Origin of the sequence: Pseudomonas pudica (genome assembly GCF_015680405.1) — a bacterium.
In the GTDB taxonomy this organism is placed as follows: Bacteria; Pseudomonadota; Gammaproteobacteria; order Pseudomonadales; family Pseudomonadaceae; genus Aquipseudomonas; species Aquipseudomonas pudica.
This window is the reverse complement of record NZ_JADLJS010000001.1, coordinates 250,183-264,560: the sequence shown is the minus strand read 5'-3', so window position 1 is coordinate 264,560 and position 14,378 is coordinate 250,183. Positions and strand designations below refer to the sequence as shown.

Sequence of the window (14,378 nt, the reverse complement as noted above, 5' to 3'; positions counted from 1 at the left end):
ATGGGTTGCCAGTGCCGGCCCTTTCGCGGGTAAACCCGCTCCCACAGGTTACCTGCACATTTCAATACCTGTGCAGTACCTGTGGGAGCGGGTTTACCCGCGAAGAGGCCGGTGCAGGCGATCACATCAGCTACGGATAAACGCCAGCAAATCCGCATTGATCACATCGGCATGGGTGGTCGGCATGCCATGCGGGTAGCCCTTGTAGGTCTTCAGCGTGCCATTGGGCAGTAGCTTCGCCGACAGCACCCCAGCGTTCTCATACGGCACGATCTGATCATCATCGCCATGCATCACCAGCACCGGTTGCTGGATGCCCTTCAGGTCTTCGGTAAAGTCGGTCTGAGAAAACGCCACGATGCCATCGTAATGGGCCTTGGCACTGCCAATCATGCCTTGGCGCCACCAGTTGCCGATGATGCCTTCGCTGGCCTCGACGCCCGGGCGGTTGTAGCCATAGAACGGCCCGGCTGGCACATCCCGGTAGAACTGCGCGCGATTGCTGGCGACCTGGGCCTGGAAGCCGTCGAATACCGATTTGGGCAGGCCACCCGGATTACCGGGAGTCTGCACCATCAGTGGCGGTACGGCGGCGATCAACACTGCCTTGGCCACCTTGTCCTGAGGGTGCCGAGCCATGTAGCGCACCACTTCACCGCCACCGGTCGAGTGACCGACATGCACGGCGCCCTGGATGCCCAGGTGAGCGACGACCGCCGCCACATCGTCGGCATAGTGGTCCATGTCGTGGCCGTCCCATACCTGGCTGGAGCGGCCATGGCCGCGGCGGTCGTGGGCGACCACGCGGTAACCCTGGGCGAGGAAGAACAGCATCTGCGCATCCCAGTCGTCGGCGCTGAGCGGCCAGCCATGGTGGAAGTGGATGACCGGTGCATCGCGCGGGCCCCAGTCCTTGTAGAAGATCTGTACGCCGTCCTTTGTGGTTACATAGCTCATGGTCGGGTCTCCTGAGTGCAGGAAGCGAAGGGAGCTATTGATGATAGGAGAGATTTCTGGGTATCAAGCGCCGGCGGTCTTCATACACGATCGCGCATCCGGTACCAGGCCTTGGCGGCGGCTTCCAGCGGTGCTGCCAGCAGGTCGCCGCCGGGGAAGCGGCCGTTGTCGATGCCTTGGTACAGCGCCAGCAGGTCGTCGTCGCCAAGAATGGCATCGCTGACAGCCCGCGCCGCCGCCAGTGTAGGCAGTACGCCATGACCAGAGAACCCCTGCAGCCAGTAGCGCTGGCCCTCGCGGCCGACATCCGGGGTGCGCTGGATGCTGCAGTCGATGTGGCCGCCCCAGGCATAGTCGATGGCCACCCCGGCCAACTGCGGGAACACCCGCTCCAGATAGGGGCGGGTGGCGCTGGCGACATCTTTGGGAATGCCGCCGAGGTAGGTGCAACCGCCGCCGAACAGCAGGCGATGGTCCGGGGTGAGGCGGAAATAGTCGGGCACGAACTGGTTGTCGATCACGCAACTGTTGCGCGGCAGTAGCGACTGGGCGAAGTCGGCACCCAGCGGTGCGGTGGCTACCTGATAGGAGCCAACCGGCAACAGGCGGCGCGACAGGTTGCGGTCGAGGCGGTCGATGTAGGCGTTGCAGGCCAGCACCAGCACCTGGCAGCGTACTTCGCCGCGGTCGGTACGGGCCACATAGCCGTCGTCGACATTCTGGTAGTCGAGCACCTGGCTCTGTTCGTAGATCTGCCCGCCAGCCGCCTCGATGGTGCTGGCCAGGCCCTGGGCCAGCTTCAGCGGGTTGAGGTGGGCGCCTTTGGCGTCGTATAGCGCGGCCTGGTAGCGCGGGCTGTCGATCCATTGTGGCAGCTCGTCGCGGCCGATCAGGCGCAGGGCGTCGTAGCCCCATTTGTGTTCGGCCTCGTGCAGGGCTTCTTCCAGCATCTTCACCCGGCGCGGCAGCACGGCGGTCCACAGGCTGCCCAGCCGGTAGTCGATGTCGAAGCCATGGCGCTCGGGCAGTTCGCGCATTTCATCGGCGGCCCAGCACATGCTGGCCCACAGGCGTTGGGTGCGTTCGACGCCCAGGGCCTTTTCCAGCGGCGGCATGTCGCACGACCAGCCGAGCAGTGCCTGGCCGCCGTTGCGGCCGGACGCGGCCCAGGCCACGCGGCTGGCTTCCAGCAGCGTTACGCGCTTGCCGGCCTGGGTCAGGCGCAGGGCGGTGTGCAGGCCGCTGAAGCCGGCGCCAATGATCAGGACTTCGGTGTCATGGCTGCCTTGCAGGGTGGGGCGCAGGGGAATGCTGGTGGGGTAGGTCTGGGCGTAGTAGCTGGCGACGTGCTGGGCGGATTGTTTGAACATGCAGGGGTCTCATGAAATTTGTTTTGATTATTTTCATGAAAATTTAGCAGGTAAATTTCATGGCGCCAACGCATTGGCCGGCTTTGTGGTTTACCTGGGGTTGTTGTGTTGCCTGTCCTGGCCCTTTCGCGGGTAAACCCGCTCCCACGGAGTCATCGCAGGTCTTGAGGTCGGCGCTGTAACTGTGGGAGCGGGTTTACCCGCGAAGGGGCCTGACGTGGGAGGGCAAAATCTTCAGGTTGTCGCCTTTTTTCGAGGCTGCCTTGGCTTGCCTGCGGCCGCTTTGCTTTTCCCGCCGCCCCTGCGCTTCTTCTTCCACGGCGGCGCAGCCCCGGCTGCTGGCCCGCTGATGGTCATGCGCATGCCGCTGCACCGTTCGACCAGCTTGCCCATCCATGCCGACTGCCGGGCGACGAACTCCTCCAGCGTCATCTCGCCACTCTGCACCATGTCCAGCGCCTGCTCCCAGATAGCCGTGGTGCCTGGGTCGGCAATGGCGCGGGGCACGGCGTCGATCAGGCTGAAGGCCGCAGGGGTGGCGGACAGGGCTTTGCCGTTCTTCACCAGGTAGCCGCGGTCAAGCAGGCCCTGGATGATGCTGGCGCGGGTGGCCTCGGTGCCGATACCGGTGGTTTCCTTGAGCTTCTGCTTCAACCGTGGGTCCTCTACCAGCTTGGCCACGTTCTTCATCGCCTTGATCAGGTCGCCTTCGGTAAACGGTTTGGGTGGCTGGGTCCACAGGTCTTTCAGTTGCAGGCCCTGCACTGTGCAGTCCTGGCCTTCGTGCAGCGCCGGCAGCACCTGGGCCGGTGGTGCCTCGCGGCCCTTGGCCGGGTTCAGCGCCTCGGGCAGCGCACGGCGCCAGCCTGGTTCGACGATCTGCTTGCCTACTGCACGCAGGGCATGGCCGGCGCAGTCGAAATCGGCCTGGGTCCGGTCGTACTCGTGGTTGGGCAGGAACTGCGCCAGGTAGCGAGCGCGGATCAGGGTGTACACAGCCTTGTACTTGGCCGGCAGGCGCGACGGGTCGCTGGCGGCGGCAGTGGGGATGATGCCGTGGTGGGCACTGACCTTGGCGTCGTTCCACGCCCGTGAGCGGCGTTGCGGCTCCAGATAGGGCTGCAGCGGCGCCAGGCTGGCATCGGCCCGTTGCAGGGCGGCGAGGATGGCGGGCGCTTCAGCGTGCTGACTTTGCGGCAGGTAGCCGCAGTCGCTACGGGGGTAGGTGATGAGCTTATGGGTTTCGTACAAGGCCTGGGCGATGTCGAGTGTTTCCTGGGCACCGAGGCCGAACTTTTTCGAGCACAGCTCCTGCAGGGTTCCAAGGTCGAAGGGCAGGGGTGCCGCTTCACGCACGCGCTCGGTGGCCACCTTCACGGCCCGGGCAGTACCCGCATTGCCGATGTCGGCGGCAGCCTGCTGCGCCAGGGCCTGGTTCAGGCAGCGGCCCTGGTCGTCGCAGGCGTCCTCGGGGGCGCGCCACTGGGCGTTGAAGCCAAAGCCAGCGTGTTCGAGCTGCACGTCGATGGCCCAGAACGGTACCGGCACGAAGTTGGCGATGCTGCGGTCGCGGTCTACCACCAGGCGCAAGGTGGGTGTTTGCACCCGGCCCACCGGCAGCACGCCCTGATAGCCTGACTGGCGGCCCAGCAGGGTGAACAGCCGGCTCATGTTCATGCCGATCAGCCAGTCTGCGCGCGAACGGCCCAGCGCCGAGTGGTACAGGTTGAAGGTTTCGTGGCCCGGCAGCAGCCGCGCCAGGGCCTTGCGAATGGAGGCGTCGTCCAGTGCCGACAGCCACAGGCGCTGGACCGGGCCGCGGTAGCGGCAATGCTCGACCAGTTCGCGGGCGATCATTTCGCCTTCGCGGTCGGCGTCGGTGGCGATCACCAGTTCGCGCGCTTCGCCGAGCAGGCGCTTGACTGCCTTGAACTGGCTGGCGGTCTTGGGCTTGACCAGCATCTTCCACTTTTCCGGGATGATCGGCAGGTCGGCCAGGTTCCAGCGCTTGTAGCGCTCGTCGTAGCTGTCGGGCGGGGCGGTTTCCAGCAGGTGGCCGATGCACCAGGTCACGCAGACGTCGGTACCTTGCCAGCAGCCATCGCCCTTGCGGTTGGCGCCGAGCACTTTGGCGATATCTTTTGCCTGGGAGGGTTTTTCGCAGAGGAACAGGCGCATGGCCGGGGACGCTTCATCGGGGGTGATGGGCGATAGGATGCGCAAGCGAGGGCGCGGAGGCAAGTTTTATCTGGATGGATGTACAGGTTTTTTTGTCAGGGGGGATGTCTTGGCTGTGTTGGCCTCTTCGCGGGTGAACCCGCTCCCACAGGGGCCCCCCAACAATTTTGAGAATTTGTGGGGGGCACTGCGGGGAAGTCGTGGATCAGGCGCGCGAGTCGCGCACCATGTCCACGTGCGGGATGCCGGCTTCGAGGAACTCTTCGCTGACTACGCGAAAGCCCAGCCGTTCGTAGAACGGCGTGGCGTGCACCTGGGCGCTGAGCATCTGCTGCTTCAGGTCGCGGTTCTGTGCTTCGACAATCACCGCGTTCATCAGCGCGTCACCCACCTTCAGCCCGCGCCAGTCCTTCAGCACCGAGACCCGGCCGATGGTGCCATCAGGCAGCAGGCGCGCGGTGCCGATCGGGTAGTCGCCTTCCAGGGCCAGGAAATGCGCGGCGGTCGGATCATCCGAGTCCCACTCCAGCTCCGGCGGCACGTGCTGTTCGGCAATGAATACCGCTTCGCGGATGCGGCGGATGTCGGCGTTGTCCTTGTGCCAGTCGGCGAGGCGCACACGAATCTTATTCATTGGCGAATCCCAGGCTTCCTTGTTTGACCAGCTGCTGTACCAGCATAAGGCCATCTTCATCCTGCAGCCATTCGCCCAGGTTGTCGATGTGCAGGGCGTCGGCCGCGCAAACCAGCTTCAGCAGGTCGCGCAGTTTGCCCGGCAGCGGGCAGCTGCGGCCGCTGGCGAACAGCAGCAGGTCTTCTTCGAATTCCGACCAGGCCAGGCGCGCGCTCGGGTTGCGGATCAGGATGGCGCCCTGTTCCAGGGCATCGATCAGCTCTTCCTCGGACAGCTCTTCACCGACGATCTGCTCGGGGTAGCGCGGCTCGGTCATGAACTGGCCGAACCAGGTCAGCAGCAGGTCCTTGTCGCCCATGTGCTTGTCGAGCAGCGCCTTGAGGCGGTCGAGGGCGTCGTGCTGGATCTGGTGCGGGTCGCTGACCGGTTGGGCGTCGGCGTCGCTGTAGCGTTCTTCGTCGGGCAGGAACTGGCCGAGGAAATCGGTGAAGTGGGTCAGCACTTCGGCGGCGCTTGGCGCGCGGAAGCCTACCGAGTAGGTCAGGCAGTCATCCACGGCCACGCCATAGTGGGCCAGGCGTGGCGGCAGGTAGAGCATGTCGCCCGGCTCCAGGGTCCACTCATCGCTCTGTTCGAAGTCGGCGAGGATGCGCAGGTCGGCGTGCTCCAGCAGCGAGCTTTCGCTGCTGCACATCTGGCCGATTTTCCAGTTGCGCTGGCCGTGGCCCTGCAGCAGGAACACGTCGTAGTTGTCGAAGTGCGGGCCGACGCTGCCACCGGGAGCGGCGAAGCTGATCATCACGTCATCGATGCGCCAGCTGGGCAGGAAGCGGAAGTTTTCCAGCAGTTCGGCTACTTCCGGGACGAACTGGTCCACGGCCTGCACCAGCAGGGTCCAGTCCTTTTCCGGCAGCTCTGCGAAGGTGTCCTCGGTGAACGGGCCGCGACGCAGTTCCCACGGGTGCGCACCGTGCTCGAGCACGATACGCGACTCTACTTCCTCTTCCAGGGCCAGGCCGGCCAACTCGTCGGGGTCGATCGGGCTGATGAAATCCGGGAATGCCTGGCGCACCAGCAGCGGCTTCTTCTGCCAGTAGTCGCGCATGAATTCGCGGGCCGAGATGCCGCCAAGCAGCTGCAGTGGAGTATCAGGATTCATGTTCAACCTATTGAAAAAATGTAATTTTCGTTCGGGAATAAAAACGCCCGGCCAGGCCGGGCGTTGAACGCGACGGTCAGCTTAGATGCGTTTGGCCTGTGCTGCCGCGTTGCCGATGTAGGTAGCAGGGGTCAGTTGCTTGAGCTCGGCCTTGGCTTCGGCTGGCATGTCCAGGCCGTCGATGAAGGTCAGCAGCGCTTCCGGGGTGATGCCCTTGCCACGGGTCAGCTCTTTGAGCTTCTCGTAGGGGTTTTCGATGTTGAAGCGGCGCATCACGGTCTGGATCGGCTCGGCCAGCACTTCCCAGCAGGCGTCCAGGTCGGCGGCGATGCGGGCTTCGTTGACTTCCAGCTTGCCGATGCCTTTCAGGCTGGCTTCGTAGGCGATGACGCTGTGGGCAAAGCCCACGCCCAGGTTGCGCAGCACGGTGGAGTCGGTCAGGTCACGCTGCCAGCGCGAGATCGGCAGCTTGCTGGCCAGGTGCTGGAACAGCGCGTTGGCGATACCCAGGTTGCCTTCGGAGTTTTCGAAGTCGATCGGGTTGACCTTGTGCGGCATGGTCGACGAGCCGATTTCACCGGCAACGGTCTTCTGCTTGAAGTAGCCCAGCGAGATGTAGCCCCACACATCGCGGTCGAAGTCGATCAGGATGGTGTTGAAGCGGGCGATGGCGTCGAACAGCTCGGCGATGTAGTCGTGCGGCTCGATCTGGGTGGTGTACGGGTTGAACTGCAGGCCCAGCTCGTCTTCGATGAAGGCGCGGGCGTTCTGCTCCCAGTCGATCTGCGAGTAGGCCGACAGGTGAGCGTTGTAGTTGCCCACGGCGCCGTTGATCTTGCCCAGCAGCGGCACGGCGGCAACCTGGGCGATCTGGCGCTCCAGGCGGTATACGACGTTGGCCAGTTCCTTGCCCAGGGTTGTCGGCGAAGCCGGCTGGCCGTGGGTGCGCGACAGCATCGGCACGTCGGCGTGGGCGTGGGCCAGGGCGCGGATGGCGTCGGCGATCTGGCGCATCAGCGGCAGCAGCACTTCGTCACGGCCGGCGCGCAGCATCAGGGCGTGGGACAGATTGTTGATGTCCTCGCTGGTGCAGGCGAAATGGATGAACTCGCTGACCTTGGCCAGCTCAGGCAGCTTGGCGGCCTGCTCCTTGAGGAGGTATTCGATCGCCTTGACGTCGTGGTTGGTGGTGCGCTCGATTTCCTTGACGCGTTCGGCGTGCTCGAGCTTGAAGTCGGTGGCCAGGCTGTCCAGCAGGGCGTTGGCTTCGGCGGAAAACGCCGGCACTTCGCCGATCTGCGGGTGGGCGGCCAGGCGCTGCAGCCAGCGCACTTCGACCAGGGCGCGGAAACGGATCAGGCCGAATTCGCTGAAAATGGGGCGCAAGGCCTGGGTTTTGCCGGCATAACGGCCGTCTACAGGGGAAACCGCAGTGAGCGAAGAAAGCTGCATGGGGTGTTCTCGGACAGTCAGGCTTTTGGAAGGGCGCATATCATACATGAATTTTGCGCCCGAGTCGGGTGGCTGACCAAAGGTCGGGCCATAAATAAGCTGTGCATTGTGCATTGCCTGTTCTGGCCCTATCGCCGGCAAGCCGGCTCCCACAGGTACTGCACCGGCCTTGAGCACAGTGCAAGTCCTGTGGGAGCTGGCTTGCCGGCGATAGGGCCGGAACTGTCAAAACCCTGTCAGGAGGGGTTGCGCATCATGTCGTACAGTTCGTTCAACAGCTTGCGCCGGCTGAACACCAGTTGCCAGCGGTGCCCGCCCAGCTGGCGCCACAGGCGGGCGGCGCGGATGCCGGCCAGCAGCAGGGCGCGGATCTTCGAGGCGTTGCTGGCTTGCTGCAGGAAGCGCATGTCGCCATGCACCTGGATGCGCTGGCGCAAGGTGCTCAGGGTGTCCTGGTACAAGGCTCCACTGGAAGCGATGACGTTTTCATGAACCAGGCCGAAATGCTCGGCCTGGGCCTGGATTTGCGGCAGGCGGTTGCCGATGGTGTCGAGCAGGTCGCCGCGCTTGTTCAGCTGGCGCTCCAGGCCCAGCATCGACAGGGCGTAACGCAGCGGCTCGCGCTGCAGGCTGCTGGGGTCGCGCTCCAGTGCGCCGACCAGCGCGCGGTAGCCGTCGCGCAAATTCAGGTCGTCACCGCCGAACACTTCCAGGGTGTCCTTGGGGTCGCGCACCAGCAGGCTGCCCAGCATGCAGCCGATGTTGGCCTCGCTGGCCTGGCCGGTGCGGGCGATGCGGTCGACCAGTACGGCGGCCTGGAACACACCGCCCAACGCAATCAGCTGCTCCTGCAGGTTGCTCATGCGCGCGGGCTCCAAGGCTCGGCGGCTTCGATCACGCCGCCGCCCAGGCACACTTCGCCGTCATAGAACACCACCGACTGGCCCGGGGTAACGGCACGTTGCGGTTCGTCGAACACTGCGCGGTAACCGCTATCGGTCAGTTCCAGGGTGCACTGCTGGTCGCTCTGGCGGTAGCGCACCTTGGCGGTGAGCTGGCGCGGGCTGCTGAGGTCGACCGGGTTGACCCAGAAGATTTCCGAAGCGAGCAGGGCACGGGAGAACAACCACGGATGTTCATTGCCCTGGCCGACCACCAGCACGTTGCGGGTCAGGTCCTTGTGCAGCACGTACCACGGCTCGTCGCCGGCGTCCTTCAGGCCGCCAATGCCCAGGCCCTGGCGCTGGCCGATGGTGTGGTACATCAGGCCGTGGTGGCGGCCGATAACTTCACCGTCGGTTGTTTCGATGTTGCCCGGCTGGGCCGGCAGGTATTGCTTGAGGAAGTCGCTGAAGCGGCGCTCGCCGATGAAGCAGATGCCGGTGGAGTCCTTCTTCTTTGCGGTGGCCAGCCCGTGCTTTTCGGCAATGGCGCGTACTTCGGGCTTTTCCAGCTCGCCGACCGGGAACAGGGTGCGGGCGATTTCCTTGCCACCGACGGCGTGCAGGAAGTAGCTCTGGTCCTTGTTCGGGTCCAGGCCCTTGAGCAGTTCGGTGAGCTCGCCGGTATCGCGGCGACGCACGTAGTGGCCGGTGGCGATCAGGTCGGCACCCAGCGACAGGGCGTAGTCGAGGAACGCCTTGAACTTGATTTCGCGGTTGCAGAGGATGTCCGGGTTGGGCGTGCGGCCGGCCTTGTACTCTTCGAGGAAGTGCTCGAACACATTGTCCCAGTATTCGGCGGCGAAGTTGGCGGTGTGCAGCTTGATGCCGATGCGGTCGCACACGGCCTGGGCGTCGGCCAGGTCTTCACGGGCGGTGCAGTATTCGGTGCCGTCGTCTTCTTCCCAGTTCTTCATGAACAGCCCTTCCACCTGGTAGCCCTGCTCCATGAGCAGAAGGGCGGAGACGGAAGAGTCCACGCCGCCGGACATGCCGACGATGACGCGGGTCTTGGCGGGGTCTTTGAGTGCTGGGCTGGTCATGGTTACCGGTGTGTATCAAGGGGGAAAAACGCCGATTCTATCAAACCTGCGCCGGCGCGTCAGTCGCGCAGCAGGTCGAGGCTGTGCAAGGGGCCTTTGAGGTAGTCGTCCAGGCAGCGTGGCACCAGCTCGCTGCGCCAGCGGGCGGGGTCGGCCAGCAGTTCGTCGCGGGTCAGCCACACGGCGCGGACGATGTCGCTGTCCAGCGCCAGGTCGGCGTGATGGCGCACGGGACGGGCGGCGAAGCAGATGCGCTGGTAGGTCACGCCGTTGCTTGGGGCGGTGTACAGGTAGATGCCGACCACGCCGGTGAGCTCGACTTCCCAGGCGGTTTCTTCGAGGGTTTCGCGCAGGGCGGCCTGGGGCAGGGTCTCGTTGGGTTCGAGGTGGCCGGCGGGCTGGTTGAAGACGTGCTTGTTGGCTTTGAATTCTTCGACGAAGAGGAACTTGCCTTCGTGTTCGACGATGGTGGCGACGGTGATGTGGGGTTGCCAGGTCATGAACAGCTCCATAAGGGCCGGCACGGGCCCTGTGGGAGCGGGTTTACCCGCGAATGCGTCGGTAGCTTCAGCATCGCATTCGCGGGTAAACCCGCTCCCACAGGGTAGGTGTTGGCCGCTAGATATCATTTGTCCAGAAAGCACAAACCCCGGTGCGTGGCCGGGGTTTGTGCTGTTACTTCAAGCGAACCTTACAGGGCTGCAATGGCGCTGTTCAGGGTCTGGCTTGGGCGCATCACCTTGGCGGTCATCTCGGCATCCGGGGCATAGTAGCCGCCGATGTCGGCCGGCTTGCCCTGGACGGCGTTGAGCTCGGCGACGATGGTCTCCTCGTTCTCGGTCAGGGTCTTGGCCAGTGGTGCGAAGCGTGCCTGCAGGGCAGCGTCGTCGTTCTGCGCGGCCAGGGCCTGGGCCCAGTACAGGGTCAGGTAGAAGTGGCTGCCGCGGTTGTCGATACCACCGACTTTGCGCGAAGGCGACTTGTTGGTGTCGAGGAACTTGCCGGTGGCCTGGTCCAGGGTGTTGGCCAGCACTTTGGCGCGCGGGTTGTCGTAGGTGTTGCCCAGGTGCTCCAGGGAAGCGGCCAGGGCCAGGAATTCACCCAGCGAGTCCCAACGCAGGAAGTTCTCTTCCACCAGTTGCTGCACGTGCTTCGGTGCCGAACCGCCGGCGCCGGTTTCGAACAGGCCACCGCCGTTCATCAGCGGCACGATCGACAGCATCTTGGCACTGGTGCCCAGTTCCATGATCGGGAACAGGTCGGTCAGGTAGTCACGCAGCACGTTGCCGGTCACCGAGATGGTGTCCTTGCCTTCGCGGATGCGGGCCAGGGAGAACTTGATGGCGTCGACCGGTGCCAGGATGCGGATGTCCAGGCCGCTGGTGTCGTGGTCCTTCAGGTACTTCTGCACCTTCTCGATCATGACGCCGTCGTGGGCGCGGGCGGGGTCCAGCCAGAACACTGCCGGGGTGTTGCTCAGGCGGGCACGGTTGACGGCCAGCTTGACCCAGTCCTGGATCGGCGCGTCCTTGACCTGGCACATGCGGAAGATGTCACCGGCTTCGACGTTCTGCTCGAGAACGACCTGGCCTTTGCTGTCGACCACGCGCACGACACCGTCGGCCTTGATCTGGAAGGTCTTGTCGTGGGAGCCGTATTCCTCGGCCTTCTGTGCCATCAGGCCGACGTTCGGTACGCTGCCCATGGTGGTCGGGTCGAAGGCGCCGTTGGCCTTGCAGTCTTCGATGGTGGCCTGGTAGATGCCGGCGTAGCAGCGATCCGGGATGATCGCCTTGGCATCCTGCAGTTCGCCGGCGGCGTTCCACATCTTGCCCGAGTCGCGGATCATGGCTGGCATCGAGGCGTCGACAATGACGTCGCTCGGCACGTGCAGGTTGGTGATGCCTTTGTCGGAGTTGACCATGGCCAGGGCCGGACGCTGGGCGTACAGGGCCTGGATGTCGGCTTCGATCTCGGCCTGCTTCTCGGCTGGCAGGTCCTTGATGCGGGCGTACAGGTCGCCGATGCCGTTGTTGGGGTTGAAGCCGACTTCAGCCAAGGCGGCGGCATGCTTGGCCAGCACGTCGTTGTAGAACTCTTCGACGATGACGCCGAACATGATCGGGTCGGAGACCTTCATCATGGTGGCTTTCAAGTGTACCGACAGCAGCACGCCGGAAGCCTTGGCATCGGCGATCTGCTCGGCGATGAAGGCTTTCAGGGCCTTGCGGCTCATGGTGGCGCAGTCGATGACTTCGGCAGCTTTTACCGCGGTCTTTTCTTTCAGTACGGTGGTGTTGCCGTCTTTGCCGACCAGCTCGATGCGCAGGCTGTCGTCAGCTTCGATCAGTGCGGCTTTCTCGCTGCCGTAGAAGTCGCCCTGGGTCATGTGAGCAACGTGCGACTTGGAGTCGGCAGCCCAGGCGCCCATCTTGTGCGGGTGCTTGCGGGCATAGTTCTTGACCGACAGCGGCGCGCGGCGGTCGGAGTTGCCTTCGCGCAGTACCGGGTTCACGGCGGAACCCTTGATGCGGTCGTAGCGGGCGCGGGATTCTTTCTCTTCCGCGGTGGCCGGCTCGTCGGCGTAGTCAGGGATGTTGAAGCCCTTGCCCTGCAGTTCCTTGATCGCGGCTTTCAGTTGCGGTACCGAGGCGCTGATGTTCGGCAGCTTGATGATGTTGGCTTCAGGGGTGGTAGCCAGCTGGCCCAGTTCCGCCAGGTGATCGCCTACTTGCTTCTCTGCGCCCAGTTGCTCCGGGAAGGCGGCGAGGATGCGGCCAGCCAGGGAGATGTCGCGGGTTTCGACGGCGATGTCGGCCGAAGCGGTGAAGGCTTCGATGATCGGCAGCAGCGAGTAAGTGGCGAGGGCGGGGGCTTCGTCGGTGAAGGTATAGATGATCTTGGAACGGGTGGGCATGCGGGTTAACTCTCTGTGTGCTGAGCGTGCTCGAGTCTCGTGGTGCGCAGGGTAGGCGCATCGCCCTGGCAGCGCCATGAGCGGAAAGTCGAGAGGCTGCGAGCGGTGATGGTGGATGCATCAGTCGAGCGTCAAGTGCTGAGCTGCGGTAACAGCCCGGGCTTTACGGCCTTTCATGGCCAAGGGCGGTCCGCATTTTTCCAAGGGATCGCCCCAATGACCCTTCGGTCGCGGCGGAGTATACCAAACCATTCGGGCTAATCAGCAAGGCCAAGTGATATCGGCCCACTTATAAGACCAAAGACTAAGCGGCAATGTGGCGAAACGCCGCAGCGCCGGCGGTGCATTCTTCACAGGCCAGTCGGATCGCCGCACCGCCGCTCCTGCAGCTTGCAGGTCGACAGATGTGGTTTAGGCTCAGTGGATCGCATGATGTCCAATCACACCCGACAGCGGAGTAGTGCAAGCATGGGATACCAGAAAATCAAGGTTCCGACCGACGGCGCGAAGATCACCGTCAATGCCGACCATTCGCTTAACGTTCCTGACAACCCGATCATTCCTTATATCGAGGGCGACGGGATTGGCGTCGATGTTTCGCCGGTAATGATCAAGGTGGTCGATGCCGCCGTGCAGAAGGCCTACGGTGGCAAGCGCAAGATCGCCTGGATGGAGGTGTACGCCGGTGAAAAAGCCACCCAGGTGTACGATCAGGATACCTGGCTGCCCCAGGAGACCCTCGATGCCGTGCGTGATTATGTGGTGTCGATCAAGGGGCCGCTGACCACCCCGGTGGGCGGTGGCATCCGGTCGCTCAACGTGGCCTTGCGCCAGCAACTGGACCTGTACGTGTGCCTGCGCCCGGTGCTGTGGTTCCAGGGCGTGCCCAGCCCGGTGAAAAAACCCGGCGATGTGGACATGGTGATCTTCCGCGAGAACTCCGAGGACATTTATGCCGGCATCGAGTGGAAGGCCGGTTCGCCCGAGGCGAACAAGGTAATCAAGTTCTTGAAGGAGGAAATGGGCGTTACCAAGATCCGCTTCGACCAGGACTGCGGCATTGGCGTCAAGCCGGTGTCCCGCGAGGGCACCAAGCGCCTGGTGCGCAAGGCCCTGCAGTATGTGGTGGACAACGACCGCGAGTCGCTGACCCTGGTGCACAAGGGCAACATCATGAAGTTCACCGAGGGTGCCTTCAAGGACTGGGGCTATGAAGTGGCGCGCGACGAGTTCGGGGCCGAGCTGCTCGATGGTGGCCCGTGGATGAAGTTCAAGAACCCCAAGAGCGGCCGCGAGGTCATCGTCAAGGACGCCATCGCTGATGCCATGCTGCAGCAGATACTGCTGCGTCCGGCCGAGTATGACGTGATCGCCACCCTCAACCTCAACGGTGACTACCTGTCCGATGCCTTGGCGGCGGAAGTGGGCGGTATCGGCATTGCGCCGGGTGCCAACCTGTCCGACACCGTGGCCATGTTCGAGGCCACCCACGGCACCGCGCCCAAGTATGCCGGGCAGGACAAGGTCAACCCGGGTTCGGTGATCCTGTCGGCGGAGATGATGCTGCGGCACATGGGCTGGACCGAGGCGGCGGACCTGATCATCAAAGGTACCAATGGCGCGATTGCCGCCAAGACCGTGACCTATGATTTCGAACGCCTGATGGACGGTGCAACGCTGGTGAGCAGTTCAGGCTTTGGCGATGAAATGATCAAGCACATGTAAGG

At 63.8% G+C, this 14,378-nt stretch carries 11 protein-coding genes; 1 reads left to right on the top strand and 10 read right to left on the bottom strand.

Translation table 11 applies throughout. From position 1 onward, the window contains the following. Window positions 1–126: 126 nt before the first annotated feature. The 10 genes from IRZ77_RS01330 to IRZ77_RS01285 form a co-directional block, all read right to left on the bottom strand. Window positions 127–957, bottom strand: a complete 831-nt coding sequence (locus IRZ77_RS01330; protein WP_085599382.1) for an alpha/beta fold hydrolase — start codon at window positions 955–957, stop codon at window positions 127–129. Window positions 958–1,037: 80 nt separating this feature from the next. After that, window positions 1,038–2,327, bottom strand: coding sequence for an NAD(P)/FAD-dependent oxidoreductase (locus IRZ77_RS01325; RefSeq protein ID WP_196172717.1), 1,290 nt, complete (start codon window positions 2,325–2,327; stop codon window positions 1,038–1,040). A 234-nt stretch (window positions 2,328–2,561) separates the two neighbouring features. Continuing rightward, a complete protein-coding gene (locus IRZ77_RS01320) occupies window positions 2,562–4,505 on the bottom strand; it encodes a DNA topoisomerase III (RefSeq protein ID WP_196172716.1) in 1,944 nt (647 codons plus the stop codon). A 205-nt stretch (window positions 4,506–4,710) separates the two neighbouring features. Continuing rightward, window positions 4,711–5,139, bottom strand: a complete 429-nt coding sequence (locus tag IRZ77_RS01315; protein WP_003258855.1) for a GNAT family N-acetyltransferase — start codon at window positions 5,137–5,139, stop codon at window positions 4,711–4,713. Then, the gene (locus IRZ77_RS01310; RefSeq protein ID WP_046614846.1) at window positions 5,132–6,298 is read right to left on the bottom strand and encodes a ribosomal protein uL16 3-hydroxylase; all 1,167 of its coding nucleotides are present in this window, start codon (window positions 6,296–6,298) and stop codon (window positions 5,132–5,134) included. Before IRZ77_RS01310 ends, IRZ77_RS01315 begins: the two co-directional genes overlap by 8 nt. A gap of 81 nt (window positions 6,299–6,379) precedes the next feature. Then, window positions 6,380–7,750, bottom strand: coding sequence for an adenylosuccinate lyase (purB, locus tag IRZ77_RS01305; protein WP_013973297.1), 1,371 nt, complete (start codon window positions 7,748–7,750; stop codon window positions 6,380–6,382). Window positions 7,751–7,986: 236 nt separating this feature from the next. After that, a complete protein-coding gene (hflD, locus tag IRZ77_RS01300; RefSeq protein WP_085599375.1) occupies window positions 7,987–8,613 on the bottom strand; it encodes a high frequency lysogenization protein HflD in 627 nt (208 codons plus the stop codon). Continuing rightward, a complete protein-coding gene (mnmA, locus tag IRZ77_RS01295) occupies window positions 8,610–9,734 on the bottom strand; it encodes a tRNA 2-thiouridine(34) synthase MnmA (protein WP_046614848.1) in 1,125 nt (374 codons plus the stop codon). The genes hflD and mnmA overlap by 4 nt, the downstream gene beginning before the upstream one ends. Before the next feature lie 59 nt (window positions 9,735–9,793). Further along, entirely contained in the window at window positions 9,794–10,234 is a 441-nt protein-coding gene (locus IRZ77_RS01290; protein ID WP_108481121.1) for an NUDIX hydrolase, read from the bottom strand. A 191-nt stretch (window positions 10,235–10,425) separates the two neighbouring features. Further along, entirely contained in the window at window positions 10,426–12,651 is a 2,226-nt protein-coding gene (locus IRZ77_RS01285) for an NADP-dependent isocitrate dehydrogenase (protein WP_196172715.1), read from the bottom strand. 468 nt (window positions 12,652–13,119) lie between these two features. On the opposite strand from IRZ77_RS01285, the gene icd reads away from it, so the two are divergent. Next, window positions 13,120–14,376 carry an NADP-dependent isocitrate dehydrogenase gene (gene icd, locus IRZ77_RS01280; protein WP_015270970.1) on the top strand — a complete coding sequence of 419 codons (1,257 nt, stop codon included), beginning with the start codon at window positions 13,120–13,122 and terminating at the stop codon, window positions 14,374–14,376. Window positions 14,377–14,378: the final 2 nt, after the last annotated feature.